The sequence below is a fragment of the Amycolatopsis sp. A1MSW2902 genome (assembly GCF_017312175.1).
Classification (GTDB): domain Bacteria; phylum Actinomycetota; class Actinomycetes; order Mycobacteriales; family Pseudonocardiaceae; genus Amycolatopsis; species Amycolatopsis nivea.
Genome location: NZ_QJPO01000001.1, coordinates 6,929,816 through 6,950,143 on the forward strand (window position 1 = coordinate 6,929,816; position 20,328 = coordinate 6,950,143).

Annotated in this window: 18 protein-coding genes and 1 pseudogene; 6 read left to right on the forward strand and 13 right to left on the reverse strand. The window is 69.0% G+C overall.

Annotated features, from left to right (window positions below):
- The first annotated feature begins 120 nt into the window (after nt 1-120).
- Together DMP23_RS32145 and DMP23_RS32150 are read left to right on the forward strand one after the other, a co-directional pair.
- Complete coding sequence (locus tag DMP23_RS32145; protein WP_337823351.1) at nt 121-1,602, forward strand: FAD-dependent monooxygenase; 1,482 nt, start codon at nt 121-123, stop codon at nt 1,600-1,602.
- Between the two features lie 8 nt (nt 1,603-1,610).
- Nucleotides 1,611-2,273, forward strand: a complete 663-nt coding sequence (locus DMP23_RS32150; protein WP_337823352.1) for an SGNH/GDSL hydrolase family protein — start codon at nt 1,611-1,613, stop codon at nt 2,271-2,273.
- On the opposite strand, the gene DMP23_RS32155 is transcribed toward DMP23_RS32150, so the two are convergent.
- The 4 genes and pseudogenes from DMP23_RS32155 to DMP23_RS32175 all read right to left on the reverse strand — a co-directional run bounded on the left by DMP23_RS32155 (nt 2,274) and on the right by DMP23_RS32175 (nt 6,836).
- Nucleotides 2,274-3,113: an SDR family oxidoreductase gene (locus DMP23_RS32155; RefSeq protein WP_337823353.1), complete on the reverse strand. Its 840-nt coding sequence runs from the start codon at nt 3,111-3,113 to the stop codon at nt 2,274-2,276.
- Nucleotides 3,110-4,042: a patatin-like phospholipase family protein gene (locus DMP23_RS32160; protein ID WP_337823354.1), complete on the reverse strand. Its 933-nt coding sequence runs from the start codon at nt 4,040-4,042 to the stop codon at nt 3,110-3,112. Before DMP23_RS32160 ends, DMP23_RS32155 begins: the two co-directional genes overlap by 4 nt.
- Nucleotides 4,043-4,122: 80 nt before the next feature.
- Nucleotides 4,123-5,723 (reverse strand): annotated as a pseudogene (locus DMP23_RS48110) (carboxylesterase/lipase family protein).
- 219 nt (nt 5,724-5,942) lie between these two features.
- Nucleotides 5,943-6,836 carry a LysR substrate-binding domain-containing protein gene (locus tag DMP23_RS32175; RefSeq protein ID WP_037807392.1) on the reverse strand — a complete coding sequence of 298 codons (894 nt, stop codon included), beginning with the start codon at nt 6,834-6,836 and terminating at the stop codon, nt 5,943-5,945.
- 124 nt (nt 6,837-6,960) lie between these two features.
- Here DMP23_RS32175 and DMP23_RS32180 point away from each other — a divergent pair, with 124 nt between their 5' ends.
- A complete protein-coding gene (locus tag DMP23_RS32180) occupies nt 6,961-7,950 on the forward strand; it encodes an NADP-dependent oxidoreductase (RefSeq protein ID WP_337823356.1) in 990 nt (329 codons plus the stop codon).
- Nucleotides 7,951-7,992: 42 nt separating this feature from the next.
- Here the strand turns inward: DMP23_RS32180 and DMP23_RS32185 are convergent, their stop codons facing one another.
- The 7 genes from DMP23_RS32185 to DMP23_RS32215 all read right to left on the reverse strand — a co-directional run bounded on the left by DMP23_RS32185 (nt 7,993) and on the right by DMP23_RS32215 (nt 15,495).
- Nucleotides 7,993-8,397 (reverse strand): hypothetical protein, encoded by a 405-nt coding sequence (locus DMP23_RS32185; protein WP_336157100.1) that lies wholly within the window; start codon nt 8,395-8,397, stop codon nt 7,993-7,995.
- 9 nt (nt 8,398-8,406) lie between these two features.
- The gene (locus DMP23_RS32190) at nt 8,407-11,646 is read right to left on the reverse strand and encodes a WXG100 family type VII secretion target (RefSeq protein WP_337823357.1); all 3,240 of its coding nucleotides are present in this window, start codon (nt 11,644-11,646) and stop codon (nt 8,407-8,409) included.
- A complete protein-coding gene (locus tag DMP23_RS32195) occupies nt 11,646-11,978 on the reverse strand; it encodes a hypothetical protein (protein WP_037807383.1) in 333 nt (110 codons plus the stop codon). The genes DMP23_RS32190 and DMP23_RS32195 overlap by 1 nt, the downstream gene beginning before the upstream one ends.
- 1 nt (nt 11,979) lies before the next feature.
- Nucleotides 11,980-12,237, reverse strand: a complete 258-nt coding sequence (locus DMP23_RS32200) for an acyl carrier protein (RefSeq protein WP_037807706.1) — start codon at nt 12,235-12,237, stop codon at nt 11,980-11,982.
- The gene (locus DMP23_RS32205; protein WP_337824468.1) at nt 12,230-13,837 is read right to left on the reverse strand and encodes a fatty acyl-AMP ligase; all 1,608 of its coding nucleotides are present in this window, start codon (nt 13,835-13,837) and stop codon (nt 12,230-12,232) included. Before DMP23_RS32205 ends, DMP23_RS32200 begins: the two co-directional genes overlap by 8 nt.
- A gap of 90 nt (nt 13,838-13,927) precedes the next feature.
- The gene (locus DMP23_RS32210) at nt 13,928-15,127 is read right to left on the reverse strand and encodes an RNA polymerase sigma factor (protein WP_337823358.1); all 1,200 of its coding nucleotides are present in this window, start codon (nt 15,125-15,127) and stop codon (nt 13,928-13,930) included.
- On the reverse strand, nt 15,124-15,495 hold the full coding sequence (locus DMP23_RS32215) for a YciI family protein (RefSeq protein WP_037807377.1): 372 nt from the start codon (nt 15,493-15,495) through the stop codon (nt 15,124-15,126). Before DMP23_RS32215 ends, DMP23_RS32210 begins: the two co-directional genes overlap by 4 nt.
- 117 nt (nt 15,496-15,612) lie before the next feature.
- On the opposite strand from DMP23_RS32215, the gene DMP23_RS32220 reads away from it, so the two are divergent.
- The gene (locus tag DMP23_RS32220) at nt 15,613-16,380 is read left to right on the forward strand and encodes a methyltransferase (protein WP_337823359.1); all 768 of its coding nucleotides are present in this window, start codon (nt 15,613-15,615) and stop codon (nt 16,378-16,380) included.
- Nucleotides 16,381-16,386: 6 nt separating this feature from the next.
- Here the strand turns inward: DMP23_RS32220 and DMP23_RS32225 are convergent, their stop codons facing one another.
- Entirely contained in the window at nt 16,387-17,133 is a 747-nt protein-coding gene (locus tag DMP23_RS32225; protein ID WP_337823360.1) for an alpha/beta fold hydrolase, read from the reverse strand.
- 80 nt (nt 17,134-17,213) lie between these two features.
- On the opposite strand from DMP23_RS32225, the gene DMP23_RS32230 reads away from it, so the two are divergent.
- Nucleotides 17,214-17,810 carry a TetR/AcrR family transcriptional regulator gene (locus tag DMP23_RS32230; RefSeq protein WP_337823361.1) on the forward strand — a complete coding sequence of 199 codons (597 nt, stop codon included), beginning with the start codon at nt 17,214-17,216 and terminating at the stop codon, nt 17,808-17,810.
- A gap of 318 nt (nt 17,811-18,128) precedes the next feature.
- Here the strand turns inward: DMP23_RS32230 and DMP23_RS32235 are convergent, their stop codons facing one another.
- Entirely contained in the window at nt 18,129-18,662 is a 534-nt protein-coding gene (locus tag DMP23_RS32235; RefSeq protein ID WP_337823362.1) for a hypothetical protein, read from the reverse strand.
- 182 nt (nt 18,663-18,844) lie between these two features.
- On the opposite strand from DMP23_RS32235, the gene DMP23_RS32240 reads away from it, so the two are divergent.
- On the forward strand, nt 18,845-19,891 hold the full coding sequence (locus DMP23_RS32240; protein WP_037807364.1) for a LysR family transcriptional regulator: 1,047 nt from the start codon (nt 18,845-18,847) through the stop codon (nt 19,889-19,891).
- Nucleotides 19,892-20,328: the final 437 nt, after the last annotated feature.

Here is a 20,328-nt window from a genome sequence, read left to right on the forward strand (position 1 = left end):
ACGATCTTCGCGCGAACACCGGTGTCAGCGCCATGTGCCCCTGCGTGAGCGTCGTGTGCGGGCCGTGTGAGCGGCCGTCGCCAAGCTGGTCGCAGCGACGGAGAACACAGGGGGTTTGCCATGCATGACGCAGTAATAGTGGGTGCCGGGCCGGTCGGTCTGTTCCTGGCCTGCGAGCTTGGACTCGCGGGCAGTTCGGTCCTGGTGCTCGAACGGGAGCCCGAGCCGGGTTCACCCTGGCGGACGGCACCGCTCGGGTTGCGCGGGCTGTCGGCCACGTCGATCGAGGCGTTCCACCGCCGCGGGATGCTGCCTCCGCTGCTGGCGGCGTCGGACATCCACGACCCGCCCAGCGAGGAGCGGCCGCGTTCGGCAGGCCATTTCGCCGGGATGGTGCTGGATCCGGCCAAGATAGCCGTCGATGCGCTGCCGTACTGGCTGCCCAGTTCGCTGCCCGGCGGCATGATGACCAACCTCGACGCGATCGAGGCGGTGCTGTCCGAGCAGGCGGCCAAGTTCGGCGTCGAAATCCGGCGCGGGGTCGAGGTTTCCGGCGTTGAGCAGCACGAAGACGGCGTGCTGGTGCGGGCTGGCGAGCAGGAGTACGCGGCGCGCTGGGCGATCGGCTGCGACGGCGGGCGCAGTGTCGTGCGCGGGTTGGCGGGTTTCGAGTTCGTCGGCACCGAACCGCAGTTCACCGGCTACACCATGCTCGTCGACGTCGCCGATCCCGAGAAGCTGAGCCCGGGATTCAACCTGACGCCGAACGGGATGTACGTCCAGATGCCCGCACCGGGCCACTTCGGCGTGCTGGACTTCGACCACGGCGCGTTCGACCGCACGCAGCAGCCGAGCCTCGAGCATCTTCAGACCGTGTTGCGCCGGGTGTCCGGCACGGACGTCACGCTGACCGGCGTCCGTCTCGTCTCGACGTTCACCGATCGCGCCATGCAGACCACGACGTATCGGCGCGGCCGCGTACTGCTCGCCGGCGACGCCGCGCACATCCACTCTCCGCTGGGCGGCCAGGGACTCAACACCGGCATCAGCGACGCCGTGAACCTCGGGTGGAAGCTCGGCGCGGTAATCCGAGGCGAGGCACCGGACGCGCTTCTGGACAGCTACCCCCGCGAACGCCATCCGATCGGGGCTTGGGTGCTGGAGTGGACTCGTGCGCAGGCAGCGGCGATGCGGCCGGACGCGCACGGCCAGGCGGTGCAAGGCGTTCTCCGTGACCTGCTCAGCACCCGTGACGGAACGACCTACGTGTACGGGAAGATGTCCGGCGCGTCGCTTCGTTACGACCTCGGCGACGAGCATCCGCTGATCGGCCGTTACACCCCGGATTTCCAGCTGGCGAACGGAATTCGCCTCGGCGATCTGATGCAGGACGGCCGTGGTGTCGTCCTCGACTTCAGCGCTGACGAGCGTCTGCGTGAGGCCGCGGGCCGATTGCGTTACGCGGCCGGTCCGGCGAAAGAAGACTTCCGATTGGGTGCCGTGCTCGTGCGTCCGGACGGCATTGTCGCCTGGGCGGGCGACCGAGACTTTACCCAGGAATCGTTCACCCAAGCCAAAACTCAGTGGTTCGGCGAAAACTAGGAGCAGCCATGACTATCACTCTCCGCCCAGGAAGCACCGTGCTGTTCACCGGCGATTCGATCACCGACTCCCAGCGGAAAGAGAGCGAGGACGGCCTCGGATTCGGTTACCCGCTGCGGATCGCGGGCGAATGGGGACTCCGGCGTCCGGATCGGCCGGCGACCTGGCTGAACTCCGCGATCGCGGACAACAAGGTGATGGACCTCGAATCCCGTTGGCAGACCGACGTTCTGGACGCGCGCCCGGACGTGGTGTCGATCCTCGTCGGCATCAACGACGTCGGCTGGCATTCGTACGACCCGGACGGCTACATCATTCCCGCCGAGGATTACGCGGCCGGTTACGACCGATTGATCGCGCCGCTGGCCGAATCCGGTGCCGAGCTGATTCTCATCGAACCGTTCCTGCTGCCGATCAGCGGCGACATCGAGGTCGGCGACATGCAGCTAGGCGTCGCGGAGCGGAAGAAGTGGCGCGTCGATCTCGACCCGAAGATCCAGGTGGTGCGCGAACTTGCCCGCAAGTACGGCGCGCATTTGCTTGCGGCGGACGGGATGTTCGCCGAGCTTTCCGCGACGACCGGTCCGGAGTATTGGGCCGCGGACGGCGTCCATCCGACTCCGGCTGGGCACGCGGCACTCGCCGAGGCTTGGCTGCGTCTGGTTGCCTGATTACTGCCGAGTTCCTTGCTGGGCTTCGAGATTCGCCCGGTACGCGGTGCGTTCTGGGTGGTCCGCGTGCAGCGCGCGGTCGTCGCGGACCAGCCGCCGGATGCGGTTGAGGACTGGTTCCGGGGTGACGCCCGCGGCCGCGGCGAGCAGGCCGACGTAGCCGGGCACGGCGATTTCGGCACGGCGGTTGTGCACCGAATCGACGACCGCCCTGGCGACGTCTTCCGGCTGCACCTTCGGAATCGGCCGCATGTCGAGGCCGGAGGCGAGTGCGGTGTCGACCGCCGAGGGCAGCACCGCGGTGAGGCTGACGCCTGCGTCCGCGAACTCCAAGCGGGTCGCGGCCGTCAGCCCCACCACGGCGAATTTGGTCGCGTTGTAGACGGCCAGTCCCTTGACCGGGAACTTGCCCGCCAGCGAGGCGACGTTGACGACGTGCCCGAAACCGCGTTCGACCATGCCGGGCAGCACCAGTTTCATCCCGTTGAGGACGCCGCCGAGGTTGACGTCGATCTGCAGCCGGTCGGTGGCGTCGGCGAGTTCGAGGAATCTGCCGTTCGGCATGAGGCCGGCGTTGTTCACCAGCACGTGCAACGGTCCGTGGGCCTTTTCGGCCGCGGCGACGAAGGACGCGAACGAGTCGCGATCGGCGACGTCGAGGTGGTGTGCGGTGCCGCCGACCAGCTCGGCGGTCTCCTCGGCGGCCGCCTGGTTGAGGTCGCCGATCGCGACGCGCGCGCCCTTGCTCGCGAACAACTTGGCGACCGCGCGGCCGATCCCAGCGCCTCCGCCGGTGATCGCGACCGACGCGCCGTCGAGGTCGATTTTGGGGTAGCTCATCGGGTCGCTCCTTGCTCGATGGCGGCGCGCACGCGCGGCGGGGTCAGGGTGCGGCAGGCGCGGAGCACGTCGGCGCGGCGGCGCAGGTCCATGAAATTCGGGCCCATGACGTCCAGTTCGGCCGGGCCGGGTTCGATCCGGAGCACCCGGATCCCGGCGGCGCGGAGCTGCTTGACCTCGGCGTCGACGCGCCGGGTCATCGCGCGCCGGGCGAGCCGTTCGACGCGGGCGAAGCCGCGGCCAGGCACGCCGCCGGAGGTGGACATCGGCGGGATGAGCACGACCTCCTCGACCCCGGCCGGAATGACGAGATCGGCGGACGTCGGCGAAACGGTGCCGCCGTCGACGTACCTGCGGCCGTTGACGGCGACCGGCGGGAACCAGCCTGGAATGGCCCAGGACGCGGCAATCGCGGTACCGAGCTGAGTCCGCTGCGAATTCCCGAACGCGACCCGCTCCCCCGTGCGGAGATCGGCTCCGACGAGCCAGGTCCGCGGATGGTCGACCCAGCCGTCGGCATTGGCCAACGCGGTGCCGAGGTCGCGCAGCCATCCAGCGTCGCCACGTCCCCTCGGCAACGCTCCGGCCAGCCCGGCCAGCAGGTCCACCCGGCCACGCAATCCCGCGACGGCGAGTCCGAGGCCAGGCCAAACCGGTGTCGGCAACGGCGGCAGCTTGCCCGGATGCTGCGCGAGATGGTGTACGACGCGGTCGTCAGCGGGCTCTCCCAGCAGCGCGGCCATGATCTCGCCGACCCCGATGCCCGAGCCGAGGAACGCCGCCATCTCCGCGCCCGCCGACGTGCCGACCAGGACGTCGGCGTCGCGCGCGTCCCATCCCAGCTGGTCTTCGACCGCGGCGAGGGCAGCGGCGGTCCAGGCGAAGCCGAGCGTGCCGCCACAACCGAGCACCAGTGCGCGTTGGGTCATCGACCACCTCTGCGGAATCGCGTGTCAGTGGCGGAACCGTATGTCATTTCTGCGGCGAGGGCAATACCGTTGCAGAGCGCCTACCGGTGGTGCACGAAGGGAGTCAACGGATCCCAGAGCTCCGCGCAGTGATGCTGTCGCGGGATCTCCATCGTGAGCTGGCTGTCTCCGGCAGCGTTGAGCACCATCACCGCCGGGCTGTCCTTTGTGTACGGATCCCATTGCGGCGCACCGTCCACAGTGGGGTTTCCGGTGCGCGCGAACCCTGCCCATTGGGTCAGGATCTGGTCGGCGAGCACCTGCTGGTTGGGGGTCAACTGGACGCCGTTCGGGAACATCAGCAGCCATTCGGCGACGTGGTAGGCACCGTTCGGTTTGGCGGGGTCGACGAAGAATTGTGGTGGGATATCCGTGTCATCGACCTGGTAGGCGAAGAGCGGGATGTGTCGCGAGAGCCGTTCGTCGTTGAGCAGTGCGGGGCAGACCGAGTTGGAATCGGCGACGGCGGTCCGGTAGGCGAGGAACGGGGCCGGCGCGGGGTAGCGTTTCAACGGATATGTCTTGCGGACCTCGTCGGCGTGCTTTCCGTACTGCTGCTTAATAAACTTGTCGTAATCGGCTGCGGTCTCGGCGAACGGAAGTTGGGTTTCGTCGCGGTCGACGCCGTGCATCAAAGCAACGTGATTGACGTGCCCGGTGGCGAAAGCTTCGGCGGGTGACATCGGCAGCGTTGTCCCGTCGACGATCGGTGCGACCGTGCCGTTGTCCGGGTTTCTTCCGTGGTCGGCCTGTTTGAGCACCGCCTGCGCAGGCAGCGCACGCAGGCGGCGGTGGAGCAACCCAGCGCCTTGGCGAAACGTTCTCCCTTTTGCTGCGCTTGCTTCTCGGTGGGCAGTTGGGCTTTGCAGTCCTGCGTTTGCCAGATGGCGTCGACGCCGAGCAGCGAGTTGTACTCCCCGCTTTGACTGATCCCGCGGTTGAACAGCCCCGCCGAGCCCGGCGAAGCGGTGTGGGCGCAGACGCTCGAACCGCCCGCGGAATCGCCGTAGATGGTGACGTTGTGCGGGTCTCCGCCGAACTTCGCGATGTTGCGTTGCACCCAGCGGAGCGCGGCTTGCTGGTCCTGGAGGCCGTAGTTCCCGGCGTGCGCACCGAAGGATTCATGCGCGAGGAAGCCGAAAATCCCGAGCCGGTAATTGAATTCCACGCTGACGACGTGCCCCGCGGTCACGAGACGGCTCGCGTCCGCCGGCTTCCACAACAGGAATCCGCCGCCGTGGATCTGCACCATCACCGGGAACGGACCGGGGCCCGCGTTGGCCGGCGTGCGCACGGTCAGGTTGAGACAATCCTCGTTGTCCGAACCAGGTCCGGTGCCGGGCGGCTGCGGACATTCGTTGCCCTCCGCGGTCGCGGCGAACGGTTCAGTCCAGTGCGCGGGCCGCTGCGGCGGTGCCCAGCGCAACTCGCCGACCGGCGGCGCGCCGTAGCGAATCCCTTGCCACGACTTGATCTCCGCACTCGCGACCCCGCATACCGGACCGTCGTCGGTGGTGACCGTCGTGCCCGGCGAACACGCTGGCGCGCTCACTTTGGCGGCCAGCGCCGCCGATCCGGCCATCGACAGCACCACTCCCACGACAGCCGCCAGGACAGCGGGCACCTTTCCGTCGAATCTCATCCGTCCTCCTTCGGTCCCGCCTGGCCGGAGAGGCGAACGAACGACGAGCAGCGAACAGGCGGTTTACCGGAATGGGCTCGACCAATGACCACCTGCGGGTCATCGCGGCGGGAACACGTCCCGCGTGCCTCCAGTCTGGCGGCCGCACGGCGAGGCACAACCTCCGTTCGGTCGCGCGGAGGGTGTCAAATTCCCGGGGACGATGGTCTTTGTCCGGGATCAAGCAGCGCCGAGGAACTCCGCCTCGGCCACTGCGCGCAATTCGCGCACTAATTCGCGCACCGCAAGGGATTGCGCACCGGCGTAGGTGGCGACGTACCCGATCCGCCGGGTGGGCGGGTCGGCGATCGGGGTGACGGCGACTCCCGGCGGGGTGGCGGCGAGGGTGAGTTTCGGCAGGATCGCCATGCCGATCCCTTGTGCCACCATGGAAAGCACCACTCCGTCGTCGGCGACCTCCATTTTCGCGGACGGCAGCCAGTCCTGCCGCGCCCACCAGGACCGGGTGTAGGAGGAACAGTTTTCCGGCCAGTCAAGCAGCGGGAGGCGGCGCGATTCGGCTTGCCCGATCGGGTTGACCAGGAAGTACGGTTCCCGGAACAGTTCTCCGGCGACCAACCCGGCCGGCGGGGTTTCGTCCTCGCCGAGGGTCGCGATGGCGACGTCCGCGCGTCCGTCGGCGACCTCGCCCGCGGTGCCGCGGCCCAGTTCGGGGACGACCAGCACCTGCGGGTGCAAGCCGGAATGCTTGGCGGTCAAGCGTTCCAGCGCCGCGGGCAGGAGATGTGCGGCGGCACTGCGGAAAGCGGCGATCCGCAGCGGACCGGTGAGGGATCCGGCGGCCGCGCCCCGGGCTTCGGCGCGGAGAACGTCGAGTTGGCGCAGGATCAGCCGGGCGTGCACGAGCGCGCGGGCACCGGCCGCGGTGGGGCGGGCACCGGTTCGGCCGCGGTCGAAGAGGATGGCGCCGACCTTGCGTTCGCAGGTCCGGACCGCGTGCGAGACCGCGGACTGCGTCAGGCTCAACTCGGCGGCAGCGGCGGTGAAGCTGCCGGTGCGCTCCACCGCGAGCAACAGGCGCAGCTCGCCCGGAGTGAGGTCGACAGCATCCATGCGGCCAGCCTAGCCGTGGCCATGAGCGGGATTCATGGATTGGCGCGGTCCATCGATCCGGAGGTCTGCCGCGGCGGCTTGGGCGCGCTTAAGTTGCTGGTCAGAGCCGACTAAGGAGATCCACGTGCCCCTGACCGCCGTCCGCCAGGTCCGCCGCCCCGAGGGTGCGCCGAGCGCCGCCGACTTCGAGTTCGTCACCCAGCCGCTGCCGGACCTCGCCGACGGGCAGGTGCTGGTCGAAAACCGTTACCTGTCCGTCGATCCGTATATGCGCGAGTTCATGGAATGGGGCGGCTGGGAGCTGGGCGCGGGTCTGGAAGGTCGCACGATCGGCGAGGTGGTCGAGTCGAAGGAGCCGACGCTGCCGGTCGGCACGACGGTGTTCCATCGGCACGGCTGGGCGACCCACGCCGTCCTCACCAGCACCGACGCCCGGACGATCACGCCCGCGGACGGCGTTCCGCTGAGCGCTTACCTCGGCATTCTCGGCGGGACCGGGCTCACCGCGTACGTCGGGCTCACCCGGATCGCACAGGTCCGTCCCGGTGACGACGTGTTCATCTCCGCGGCCGCCGGCGCGGTGGGCAGCGCGGCCGGGCAGATCGCCCGGTTGCTCGGTGCGGGACGGATCGTGGGCAGCGCCGGATCGGCGGCGAAGGTCGAGCACCTGACGCGCGACCTCGGTTTCGACGCCGCCTTCAACTACCACGACGGTCCTGTCACCGATCTGCTCGCGAAAGCGGCTCCGGACGGAATCGACGTGTACTTCGACAACGTCGGCGGTGATCACCTGGCCGCGGCGATCGACGTCCTCCGCGAGCGCGGCCGGGTGGCCTGGTGCGGTTCAGTCGCGCAGTACAACAGCCTGCGCACGCCGCCGAGCGCGCCGCACAACCTGTTCGACGTGGTCGGGAAAAGCCTTCGGATCGAAGGGTTTCTGGTGCGCGATCACCTCGACGCTCGCGAAGAGTTCGAGGAATTCCTGATCCCGCACGTCCGCAGCGGGCAGGTGCTCGTGAACGAGACTGTGACAGAAGGGTTTTCCAGCATCGTGGACGCGTTCATCGGGATGCTGCGCGGGAAGAACGTCGGGAAAATGCTCGTCCGGGTCTGACCGCCGGGAGGGGGCCGGACAGCCCCCTCCCTGATCAGAACCTCAATCGCGCCAACGGTTGTTGAGGAAGGCGTCGTCGTCCTCGTCGTCTTCCACCGGACGCGGTCGACGCGTCGGACGGCGCGGCGCTTCGTTGCGCAACGCGGGCTGATTCGGAGTCACCGCGAACGGCGACGCCGAACCGGGCTCGTTGCCGAACTCGTCGGAATCGAACGCCGAGGGCGGATCGGTGCTCGGCCGGTCCGTGCTCCACCCGGACTTGGTCTTGCGCTTCCCCATCTCCCGCCGGTGCTGGACGTACCGTTCGGCCGCCTGCACCTGCTTGGTCATGTACTCCTGAGACTGCGCCTTGATCTCCTCGGCCTTCTGCTCGCGCAGGGCCCGGCGATCGGCCTGCTCCCGGACCAGCGCGTCCAGTTCGGCCTTCATCGCGGCGGTTTCGCTCATGCGTGCCTCCTACCTGGTCCGGATGATCGGCGCGTCGTCGTCATCGTCGAGTGAACCAGTGATCCGGCTGGCGGGCTCCCCGAGGTTGTCGAAGACCGCGCCCTCCACGCGATACGCCGCGCGCCGCTCGGTTTCGCCACCGCCGCCTCCGCCGCCGTGTCCGCCGCCCATCGCGCCCATGCCAGGCATTCCCGAGCCGCCGGACTGACCCGGCTGACCGGAGTGATCGCCCGCCGGCTGCGAGAACCCGCCGCCGGTTTGGGTGCCGGCGACCGGCGTGTGGTCGACGCCGACCACGGGCCCGCCGTGCAGCGGAGCGCTCGGTGCGCCGGCGGGCACGCCCGGACCGCCGCTGTGCGAGATCTCCGGACCGGGGCCGCCCTCGATCGGATGGCCCGGCGCACCGCTCGGAACACCGTGCTGCAGCGGCTGAACTGGCTCGCCGGGGTGCACCGGACCGGGGCCGCCTCCCGCCGGATGTTCGCCGAACGGGCCGCCCGTGTGCGACATCTCCGGACCTGGCCCGCCCTCGATCGGACGCCCGGGGTGGCTGCTGCTGGGCGAGGCGCCGCCGTGCCCGTTGCCGTCGGGTCCCTTGTGGTCGGGTCCCTTGTGGTCGCCGGGACCGTCGCCCGCGTGGTGCCGTCCGGTGCTGTCGCCGGGTGCGTCCGGGCGGTGGTCGACCTCGTGGATGCCCTGCTTCTGGTCTTCCTCGCCGAGCGTGTAGGTCGTCGGGTTGCCCTTGCCGTCGTCGACCGTGACGACGGTCGGCCCGTTCGGCCCGTCCGGACGCTCGGCGGTGATCTTCGTGTCGCCGTCGCGGAGATGGATCTTGCCGTCCGGACCGGGGTGGTGGACCTGGGCGTCGTCGTGCTGGCCGTCGCCGCCGTCGTGCGCGGACTTGTCGTCGGACCAGTCGATCTTGAAGTCCTTGACGTTCCCGGAGCCCTCGCCGATCTTGATGTCCATCTTGCCGTCGTGGTCCGGCTCGGACATTTCGAAGGTCTTGTCGCCCTGCTTGACCTTCAGGACATCGCGACCGTCCTCGTCCGGCTTGCCGTCGTGGTCCTTGTCCTCACCCGGCTTGCCGTCATGGCCCTTGTCGTCGTCGGGCTTGCCGTCGTGGTTCTTGTCCTCATCCGGCTTGCCGTCGTGACCCTTGCCGTCGTCGTCCGGTTTGCCGTCGTGGTTCTTGTCCTCGCCGGGTTTGCCGTCTTCGCCGCCGGGACCGCCGTCGGCCGGGTCGGTCTTGATCGGCGGGCCGTCGACCGGACCGCCGCCGCCAGGTGAACCGCCGCCGCCCTTGTCGCCGGAGGTCTTGTCGTCGCCGGGAACCTTGTCGTCCGGACCCTTGCCGTCACCGCCGGTCGAGCCGGGTTCGCCGCCGCCGGGTCCGCCGAGGGAGCCGCCGCCGTGGCTGCCCTGCGCGTCCTTCTTCAGCGACTCCATCGCGGCCTCGGCCTTTTGCTTGGCCTCCGCCTGTGCCTTCTGCTTGGCCTCTTGCTCGGCCCGCTGCTTGGCCTCTTCCTCAGCCTGGTGCTGGTCCTGTCCGCCGCCGGAACCCGAACCGCCCGAGCCCGACGAACCGCCGGAACCAGAACCGCCGGAGCCGCCGGGATCGGTCTTGATCGGCGGGCCGTCCACCGGACCGCCGCCGCCAGTCCCGCCGCCGGGGCCTCCGCCCGAGCCGCCGCCGAGGGGGCCGCCGCCCGGCGAATCGGACGGGACGTCCAGGTCGGGGACCTTCCCGCCGCCCCCGCCGGAACCACTGCCCGATCCGCTGCCGGACCCGCCGCCCGAACCGGATCCGCCCCCGATACCGCCTCCGGAACCACCGGGGTGGTCACCCTGCGGCGTGTCCGAACCGGATCCGCCGCCAGGACCGCCGCCGGTTCCCCCGCCGGTGCCGCCCTGGCCACCGCCATAGTTGCCGGACCCGCCCTGGCCACCGCCGTAATTGCCGCCGCCAGGACCCTGACCGCCCCCACCGGGACCCTGACCCCCACCGCCAGGACCACCACCGCCGGGACCGCCCGGGCCGCCGGCTCCGCCTGCCCCGCCGTCCTTGGCGCCCTCGAACTTGTTCTTGATCTTGCCCATTTCCTTGTCAAGGGCGTCGTAGGCCTTGTCGACGAGGTCCTTGGCGTCCTTGCAAGCCTTCTCGAACCCCTTGTAGATGGTGTCCCACATGTCGGGGTTGAACTGATTCATGATCCACTGCTTGGCGAGGTCCTTGCCGAGGCTCTGGATCTCGTCGTCGTTGCAGCAGCCCTGGTCGTTGAGGGTGTCGACCAGGTTGGTGCCGAAGTTGTAGTCCATCCAGCCGGCGATCTGGGCCAGGTCGTCGACGCTGCCGTGCTCGCCGTTGGCGACCGCGATGACCTTCTGCGCCATCGTGTAGTCGGCCTTGCCGACCTGATCGCGGTACAGGGCGATGACCTGGTCGGCCTTGCCCTTGCACAGGTCGAACAGCGTCTTCGTGGTGTGCAGCGTCGCTTCGCTGGCGTGGCTGAGGTCCTCCCCCAGCTTCGCCGCCTTCTTCTGGATGCTCTCGTTGTACCGGTCCGACGCCGCGTCGGCGCCCGCCCCGGTCCAGGTTCCGAAGAGGGTGCCCAGCTCGGTTCCGGTATCGGTCAGCGTCGCCTTCACGGTTTCCGAGCCGTGCTTGAAATGGATGGCGTCGTTGACGAAACCCTCGAAGCTGATGCCGCGCTGCTCGTCGAACGGACCGCGGATGTCCTTGTCGAGGTCGAGCTTGCGCGTGTTGCCCTTGCAGTCGTCGGGGAGCTTCTCGAGCAGCCCGCCGAAGGTCTCGAACACCCTCAGCGCGGCCGCCGCGGGGTCGAAGAGCTCGTCGGACGTCTTCGTGCCGGTGGCCCCGGCGTCCTTGCCCTCACCGGGGGCGGGCGGGGCCTTCTTGTCGAGCTCGCCCTTGCCCTTGTCGACTTCCTTCTTCTTCTCGTCCTGGTTGTAGCTGTTCTGCTGGCCTTTTTGCCGGGCCTCTTCATAGACCTGCTCGAGCGGCGGGGCACCGCCAGGAGCCGCGAACGGGTTGTTCGGAACGGTGATGAACGTGCGTCCGTACGACTTGATGTACTTCGCGACGTCCTGGCCCTCGTCGCCTTCGGGATGCGGATGCTCGTGGACCCACGCCCGGAGCAGGCCGTCCTTCAGCTCCGGCGGCACCGCCGAGTTGTCGAGCAGCTTTTTGACATCCGGCCACGTCTTCGGCTTGTTTTCGTCCGCCATCAGAGGATCCCGTCGACGCCGTTGCCGGTCTTGGTGATGGCGCCGGACTGGTTGTCCTCGTTCGTGCCGTAGGCAGACCCGGCGGTGCTGATGTTCGTGCCGAACGATTCGAGCGCCTTGCTGTAGCCGGAGAGCGCGCCCCACAGCTGTTTGGTTCCCTCGAGGTACTTGTCGGCGTGCGCTTGGTGCACCCGGCCGAACTTCTCCTTGGTCAGCTCGGAGGTTTCGAGGTCCGGATTGTCGTCAAGCAGCTTTTCCGCCAGGTCGCCGATCTTCTTCGACGCCTTCGACAACGCTTCGGTTGTCGCGGTGTACCCGCCCCCACCGCTCATTTCAGTGCTTCTCCTCAGCTCGGCAAGCTGTCAGGGCCTCCGCGAGCACGTCCGCCACGGATTCCACATCGGTGAACCGATCGAGCTCGTCCAGATCGATCGACACGTCGTAGTAGATCTCCAGCGCGGCGAGAAGCCGGATCCGGCCCTTCGAGTCGATGCCGAGCTCCTCGAGCGGAGCGTCGGGCACGACGAGGGCCGGGTCGAGCCGGAAGGTGTCGCTGACGACCTTCGTGACCTCGGCGCAGTGATCACCCACGGACGCCACCGTAACGCGCCTTGGCGGCCGACCGGGCGACCTTTCCGCTGGAAGTGCGCGGAAGTCCGCCAGAAGGGACCAGGTGTACCGCACGGAGCGTGAGATCGTGCTCCCTCGACACCGCTCGCAGCACGGCCCGGGTCACGTCCTTGACCTCGGCTTCCGCTCCGCGCACCCATTCCGCGACCACCATCGCGCCCTCGCCCTGGTCGTCTGCGACGCCGAACGCGGCGACCCGGTCGCGCCGGATCGCCGGGTGCGCCTCGCCCGCCGCCGCCTCGAGGTCCTGCGGGTGGAAGTTGCGGCCGTCGACGACGATCAGGTCCTTGAGCCGGCCGGTGACGTAGAGGTCGCCGCGGTGGAACACGCCCAGGTCGCCGGTGCGCAGCCAGCCGTCGAGCCCGTCGAGGACCCCGCCGAACGAGTCCGCGTCGCCGCGGCCCCAGTAGCCGGACGCGACGTTCGGGCCGTGCACCCAGATCTCGCCGACCTCGCCCTCGGGCTGCTCGTGTCCGTCGTGGACGATCCGGACGAGCTGCCCGACCGGCCGTCCCACCGACATCACCGGCTGGCCGTCCGGCGTTTCGACGGCGCGGCCCTGGGCAAGCGCCTCCCGGTCGAGCACCGCGCCGCGCGGCCCTTCCTCGCCCGCGCTCGCGACGTAGACCGTGGCCTCGGCCAGCCCGTACGACGGCCGATGCGCCTCGGCGCGGAACCCGCGCGGGCCGAACACCTCGTGGAACCGCTCGACCGTGCGCGGCCGGACGGGTTCGGCTCCGTTGAGCGCGACCCGGACGTCCGAGAGGTCGAGGTCGTCCTCCGCGCCGACGTCGGCGGCGAGGTCGTAGGCGAAATTCGGGGCCGCGGTGAAGACGGCCGGATAGTCCGCGAGCTGGCGCAGCCACCGCTGCGGCCGGTGCACGAACTCCGCCGGCGACATGAACACCGACCGGCCGCCGACGTAAACGGGCAGGCACAGCAGCTGGATCAGGCCCATGTCGTGGAAGAACGGGATCCAGCCGGCACAGGTCGTCTGCTCGTCCGAGTCGTAGGCCTGGCTCGCCTGCCAGCAAGCCGCGACGATCGCCCGGTGCGGGATCACCGCGCCCGCCGGTTCGCGCGTCGACCCCGACGTGTACTGCAGGTAGGCGGGGCTCTCCGGATCCACGCGAACCGGGTCGACGCCCGGTCCGGACAGCTCGTCCACCACCACGAGGTCGCCGGGATCGCTGAACTCGCGCACCTTCGCCGCGACCGCCGACGACGTCGCCCACACGCGCGCACCGGAATCGGCGAGGACCCCGGAAAGCCGGTCGGCCTGCGCGCGATTGCCCGGCAGCATCAACGGAACCGCGACCATTCCGGCGGCGAGCGCGCCGAAAAACGCCAGCGGATAAGCGAGTTCCTGTCCGGCGAGGATCGCGACGCGCTCGCCCGGTTCCGCGACCCGGCGCAATTCCCCGGCCACGATCCGGACTTTGGCGGCGAATTCCGCCCACGACAGCGTGTGCTCGACGCCACGAGTGTGCTCTTGGTGGGTGAACAACGGCCGTTCGTCGCCGGCGCGGGCGAACAGCCGGTCCACGATCGAGCCGCGCATGACCTCGTCAGGCACGCTCGCAGACGTCCGGGACACGCAGCGCAACCTACTCGACTTCGCGACCGGCCCGCGAGCCCGGGCACGGAGAATTCACTCGCGTACCTTGGCGGCCCGGGATTCCAGATAACGCTTCTCCGCGATACTCGCCGTCGCCTTCGCGGCCAGCCGGTAGTTCTCGTACGCGCCAGGCAGATCCCCGGCTTTCTCCAGCAAATGCGCCCGCACCGACAGCAACCGGTGATGCCGGGCTATCCGCTCCTCAGCGTCCAATGTGGACAAGAGGGCGAGCCCGGCGCGCGGGCCCTCGGTTTCGGCGAGCGCGATCGCCCGGTTCAACGTCACCACCGGATTGGGCGCGATCCGTTCCAGGATCAGGTAAAGCGCGTGCACCTGCCGCCAGTTGGTCTCGTCCGCGGTCGCCGCGTCGGCGTGTGTCGCGGCGATGGCCGCCTGCAGCTGGTACGGACCGAGCTCCGAACCCGCCAGCGACGCTTTCGCCAGCTCAGTGCCCTCGTCAAGCATGGCGCGGTCCCACGTCGTGCGGTCTTGATCGGCCAGCGGGACCAGGTCGCCGGACGGTGTCGTGCGGGCCGTCCGGCGCGCGTGCGTCAGCAGCATCAACGCGAGCAGACCGGTCACCTCGCTGTCGTCCGGCAGCCGGTCGTGCACCATCCTGGCCAGCCGGATCGCCTCGTACGCCAGGTCAGCGCGATGCAGATCGGAGCCGGACGACGCGGTGTAGCCCTCGTTGAAAATCAGGTACAGCACCTGCAGCACGACATTCAGCCGCTCCGGTTCCTCCGAGCTCGGGAACGAACTGCCCGCCGCCTTGATCCGCTGTTTGGCACGGCTGATCCGGGCAGCCATCGTGCCCTCCGGTACCAGGAACGCGCGGGCGATCTCGGCCGTCGTCAGACCGCCGACCGCACGCAGGGTCAACGCGGTCTGCGACGCCGGGGTCAGCGCCGGATGGCAGCACATGAACAGCAGGAGCAGCGTGTCGTCGGTGTCCGGCACCTCGGGCGCGGCTTCGGCGGCGTTCGCCAGCTCCCGCTCGCGGCGCGCCAGGTCGCTGCGCAGCTGGTCGACATAGCGCCGGGACGCGACCGTCGACAGCCAGCCGCGCGGATTGTCCGGCACGCCTTCGACCGGCCATTGCTGAGAAGCCGCGAGGACCGCCTCCTGCACAGCGTCCTCGCAGCCCTCGAACTGGCCGTACCGGCGCACCAGCACGCCAAGAACCTGCGGCACGAGTTCGCGCAGCAGGTCCTCGACGGATGGGGTGGTCACGCGTCCAATTGTCCTTCCGAGAACATCACCTGGCGCACCTCGACGCCGAGCCCTTCGATCGCGGCGTCCGGAACCTGCGCGGCCAGCTCGATCGCGCGTTCCTTGCTCTCGACGTCGATCATGTAGTAGCCGCCGAGGAACTCCTTGGACTCGAGAAACGGCCCGTCGGTCACCACCGGCTGCCCGTTGCGGACCGACACGACCGCGGCCTGCGACGGGTCGGCGAGGGCCTGGGCGGCGATCAGTTCGCCGGACTTCTTCGTCGACTCCATGAACGCGGTGACGCCGTTGCCGAGGGCTTCCTTCTCCTCTTCGGTCAGCGCGTCGAGGACGGACTGGTTGATGTGCAGGCTGATCAGGAACTTCATCGTCTTGCTCCTCGTGGTTTCGGGGTCTTTCGCGGAGTGGTCGGAGGCGCGGGCGGGTTCTGGACATGGACTTTATGTGACGCGCATCACTCTCGGTCCGGGCGCACTATGAACGGCATGGAGACCGACGCCTGGGCCGCGCTGGCGAGTCCGTTCGTGGAAGGCGCGTACGCGACCGTCAAAGGCCGAGTGCGCACGTACGTCCTGCACCAGCAGCTCCTGGCACACCTGCCTCCGCCACCGGCGACCGTGCTCGACGTCGGCGGCGGGGCCGGGCATCAGTCTTTCCCCTTGGCACGCCTAGGTTACGACGTCGTCCTGCTGGATTCTTCCGATGCGATGCTGTCGAAGGCGGAGCAGCGTCTCGCTTCGGAATCGGCTGAGGTTCGCGAGCGCGTCCAGTTGGTGCGCGGCCGCGGCGAGGACGCCGTCACGGCGGTCGCGGGCCAGAAATTCGACGCGGTGCTGTGCCACGGCGTGCTGATGTATGTGGACGATCCCGTGCCGATGATCGACGCGCTGTGCGCCTGCGCGGCACCGGGCGGGGTCGTCTCGGTGATGGCGCTCAACGCCGAGACACTGGCCGTCCTCCCCGCGCTGGAAGGACGGTGGAGCGACGCGCTGACGGCGTTCGACGCACAGGGTGAGCGGGGCGTCCTCGGGGTGGACACGCGTGCCGACACGGTCGCGGGACTGTCGCAGCTGCTCGTCGGGCAGGGAGCCGAACCGCTTGCGTGGTACGGGGTTTGGCTGTTCGCCGACTGGATGGACCTGGACGTCGACGAGAGCCGGATCGGCGAGATCGCGGAGGTCGAACTGGAGGCCGCGCGACGAGATCCGTACCGGCGGCTCAGCCGGGTGTTCCATCTCGTCGCGCGGGCCTGAACTGTCCTATTTGGACGAGTCCCAGAACTCCGTGAGTACCCGCGCGCCCTGGACCGGGTCCTGCGTCATCCACCAGTGCCCGAGCCCCTCCAGCACCGCGACCTTCGCCCCGGCCCGCTCGGCCGAACGGCGGCGCTGCTCGTCCGTCCCGACGTAGTGGTCCTCGGTCGCCAGCACTACGAGCCCCGGGCGCTCCGCCGCGCGTCCGAGATTCCGGCCGGACTCCGCGAGCGCGGGCTGCGCCGCGGACCGGTAGAGCGGAAGCACCGCGCGGGCCATGTCGTCGTTCATCCCCTCGGCGACCTTGGCCGCCACCGCCTCGTGCATGCCACCGCTGACCAGGCGCGCGGCCCGGGCTTCCACCGGTGCCCCGAACATCGCCGCGACGGCTTCCTCGCCGACGCCCGGTTTCTGCCACACCTGCGCGAGGTCGTGCCAGACGTAATCCGGGTCGAACGCGCCGGCAGTGTCACTGGCCCAGGTGCGCACCAATTCCGGACGAGCCATGACGGCGTTGAGAACGTGCGCGCCACCCCAGTCGTGCCCGACCAGGTCGACCGGTTCGGGGAACTTCTCCAGTTCGGCGATCAGCCAGTCGCGGTACTCGACGGCCGTCGCGCCGAACCCCTCCGGCCACGGCGCGCCGAATCCGGGCGGAGACAGGCACACGGTCGACCGGTCGCCCAGTTCGGCAAGCAGGGGCTCCCACACCGCGGCGGTTTCGGGATTGCCGTGGACAAACACTGCGGTCATCGGACTTCCTCCCTCTTCGTCGCTCCCACTCTACGCATACTTGCTTGTCAGCTGGCAAGTATGTTGTAGAGTTTCTTCCCGTGACCACGCCGCGCCGCACGCAGCAGGAACGCCGAGACCAGGCGTCGGCCGCTTTGCTGGAAGCCGCCGCGGAGTTGGTCGTCGAGGAAGGCGTACGCGCCGTGACCTTGGCGCGCGTCGGCGAGCGGGCCGGGTACAGCCGCGGCCTGGTCACCCACCACTTCGGCGGGAAACAAGCGCTGCTGGAACAACTCGCCCGCACCACGCAGACCGGTTTCGTCCCCGGCTTGGACACCCTGCCACCCGGCCTGGACCGGCTGCTGCGACTCATCGACGGCTACCTGTCCCGGCTCAGCGACCCTGACGTACTGAGCCGGGCGTTCCTGGTGCTGTGGGCGGAATCGATGACCTCGCGCGAACTCGCCCCGATCTTCCGCGAACGCGACAACGCCTTCCGCGACGACCTGCGCCAGGAGATCACCGCGGGCATCGCCGAGGGCACCATCCGCGCCGATGTCGATCCCGAGCAGATCGCCGTGGCCATCGTCGGGCAACTCCGCGGCATCGCGCTGCAGTGCCTGCTAGATCCGGCCGCGGTGAAGCCGAGCGAGCTGTGCTGCTGCGCCGCCGAAGTGTGGAAGCGGGCGCTGTCTTAGCGCTGCTGGGCTGAACAAATTGTGCTGAGAAGACGAGCGCGAACGCCAGTACGTCCTTGACGGTCCCGCCTCGCCGCTGTCACGCGGCGAGGCGGAACTCCCCCTCGTACGGCACTCCCCTCGAGGACGTCGGCGCTCCCCGGCATCCGTCCCCTCAAACGGATCTGCCGGAAACGCCGGTCTGTGAAACGCCGCCCCAACACGGCCGCCCTCTACGGCTGCCCCCGACACAGCCGCCCTCCGGACGCGTTTGGCGGATCGGCTTTCCGGGCGGCACGACCCCTCAGACGTGCCGACCGCAAAACCGTCAAGAACCCATCAGACCGCGAACGCCGCGGCCTTCCGTGCGATCACCGCGTTCTTGCGCGCCCGCACCGCCCGGTTGGCCCCGGGCAGCCACTGCACGACGAGCACCGCCAGCAGGCTCACGACCGCGATGGCGTCGAAGGCGTTCAGCAGAGCCGGGTTCACGTCGATCAGGTCACGCAGGCCCAGGCCGATGCCGAAGACCGCGAACACCGTCAGCACCACTCGGGCCCAGTTGTGCGCGGCGAGCACCATCGCGGCCGACCCCAGGGTCACCACGCCGATGACCAGCCAGATCGCCGCGCGGGTGGTGAACGACGGCATGGCGATTCCGGTCAGGTCGTCGACCGTGAGCAGACCGCTCGAGGCCAGGTCGCGGCCTTCGGTCTGCAAGTATTCCTGCACGGCCGGGCGGATCAGGCTCTCGCCCTGCACCAGCACCATCGCACCCCACAGCAGTCCGCTGAGCGCGCCGAGCAACCCCAACCCTCCGCCGACGGTCAGGGTGCGCGAACGGCGCGCACCGGTGGAACTGTACGAACTCACTTCTGTCGAACTCCTTGGATCAGCAATCGAATCAAGCGTCACGGAGTTTCCCGCCGACTGCTTGCGCCGTCCACTGGTTCACCGATATTATCTACAGATTTTTTTAACTGGCCGCGAGATCAGGAACGCCGCGTTAGGCTCTCCGACGTCCGCGAAGAGAATGAGAAGGCGAGCCCTGCCCGATGTCCGCACCCAGCCCGTTCCGGTCGCCGTCGTTCAACGTGCTCAGCAGGCTCCTGCGCTCGTCGCCTGCCCTGCTCGACACGACGTTCGACCAGTTGCGCACGCTGATCACGGTCGCGGAAACCGGCACCGCCCTCGCCGCGGCCCGCACGCTCGGCCGCGACCAGTCCAGTGTGCAAAAACAACTCGACACTCTCAACCGCAATTTCTCGGAATTGTGCGGTGAACCATTGTTGCACCGCCAGGGACGCGGCCGCGACGTTCTTTTCACCGACACCGGACGCGCCGTCGCTCAGCAAGCGCGCCGCACGCTCACCGAATGGCTGGACACCATTCACGAATGCCGCCGCGAACTCGGCGGAACGCTCACCGTCGGCGCGACTCGCTACACCCTCGGCAGCCTCGCCCACGCCGGCGATCTCGTGGCCGAGCAGTTCCGCGCCCGCGACATCGAACTCAACGTGGTGCACGTGCGCACCAAGGACCTGATCGACCGGTTGCTGGCCAAGGACGTGGACCTGGTGTGCGGCAGCGTGGTCACGACCAGCGCGCTCGACTCCGTCGACGTGCTCGAATGGCGGCGCAGCGGACTCGGCATCGTGACCAATATGGACACTCCGAAACCCGGCGAGTCCGTCGCCACCAGCCAATTGCCGACGCTCCCGCTCGTCGTGCCCAGCGGCGGCGTGATCAACGACTTTATGCGCGGCTGGTTCGGCTCCGACTACCGCAACCGGCTCGACATCGTCGCCGAGATCGACTCCGCGCAATACGGATTCGAACTGCTCCGCTCGGGCTTGATCCGCGGCTGCATGCTCGTCACCCAAGGACTCGGCGAAGCCGCAGGCGAAAACCGCCTGCACGCCGCCTCCGGATTGCGCACCATCGGCCTCGTCGACGACATCGAGCCGAAGCTCGAACTCCTCGTCGGCGTGTTCGCCCGACGCGGCGAACGGTCCTCGTACCCGGACAGCCATCCCCTCAACCTGCTGTGGAACGCACTGCACCAAGCAGGAGAGGCGTCCTGGCTCGAAGTGGACCGCTGAACCGCACGCACCGCTGAGCCGCGCTGAACCGCCGAGCCGCACCACACCGCGGTGCCGCGCCGACCCAATGACCAGCACGCACCGCTGCGCCGCACCAAACCACCGAACCGCACCGCAGCTCAGCACCAAACCGCCGAGCCGCACCCAAGCGCCAATCAGCACCACACCGCGGCACCGCGCCGCGCCGACCCAATGATCAGCACGCACCGCTGCGCCGCACTGAACCACCGAGCCGCACCACACCACAGCTCAACACCGCGCCGCGGCTCAGCACCACGCCGCTGAACCGCCGAGCCGCACTCAAGCGCCAATCAGCACCGCACCGCAGCCCAGCACCGGACTGCTGAGCCGCACCTCGCCGCGAGCGACGAAGAACTCGGATCTCTCGCACGCGGAGCGTGCCGGATCAGCGCCAATCCCGCATCAGCAGCGCACGA

Bases quoted from the DNA above. Each gene is read 5' to 3' on its own strand.
- DMP23_RS32150 (WP_337823352.1), top strand. From the start codon at position 1,611: ATGACTATCACTCTCCGCCCAGGAAGCACCGTGCTGTTCACCGGCGAT.
- DMP23_RS32160 (WP_337823354.1), bottom strand. From the start codon at position 4,042: ATGACCCAACGCGCACTGGTGCTCGGTTGTGGCGGCACGCTCGGCTTC.
- DMP23_RS32155 (WP_337823353.1), bottom strand. From the start codon at position 3,113: ATGAGCTACCCCAAAATCGACCTCGACGGCGCGTCGGTCGCGATCACC.
- DMP23_RS32175 (WP_037807392.1), bottom strand. From the start codon at position 6,836: ATGGATGCTGTCGACCTCACTCCGGGCGAGCTGCGCCTGTTGCTCGCG.
- DMP23_RS32205 (WP_337824468.1), bottom strand. From the start codon at position 13,837: ATGCGCGGCTCGATCGTGGACCGGCTGTTCGCCCGCGCCGGCGACGAA.
- DMP23_RS32145 (WP_337823351.1), top strand. From the start codon at position 121: ATGCATGACGCAGTAATAGTGGGTGCCGGGCCGGTCGGTCTGTTCCTG.
- DMP23_RS32225 (WP_337823360.1), bottom strand. From the start codon at position 17,133: ATGACCGCAGTGTTTGTCCACGGCAATCCCGAAACCGCCGCGGTGTGG.
- DMP23_RS32185 (WP_336157100.1), bottom strand. From the start codon at position 8,397: ATGAGCGAAACCGCCGCGATGAAGGCCGAACTGGACGCGCTGGTCCGG.
- DMP23_RS32240 (WP_037807364.1), top strand. From the start codon at position 18,845: ATGTCCGCACCCAGCCCGTTCCGGTCGCCGTCGTTCAACGTGCTCAGC.
- DMP23_RS32215 (WP_037807377.1), bottom strand. From the start codon at position 15,495: ATGAAGTTCCTGATCAGCCTGCACATCAACCAGTCCGTCCTCGACGCG.
- DMP23_RS32220 (WP_337823359.1), top strand. From the start codon at position 15,613: ATGGAGACCGACGCCTGGGCCGCGCTGGCGAGTCCGTTCGTGGAAGGC.
- DMP23_RS32190 (WP_337823357.1), bottom strand. From the start codon at position 11,646: ATGGCGGACGAAAACAAGCCGAAGACGTGGCCGGATGTCAAAAAGCTG.
- DMP23_RS32195 (WP_037807383.1), bottom strand. From the start codon at position 11,978: ATGAGCGGTGGGGGCGGGTACACCGCGACAACCGAAGCGTTGTCGAAG.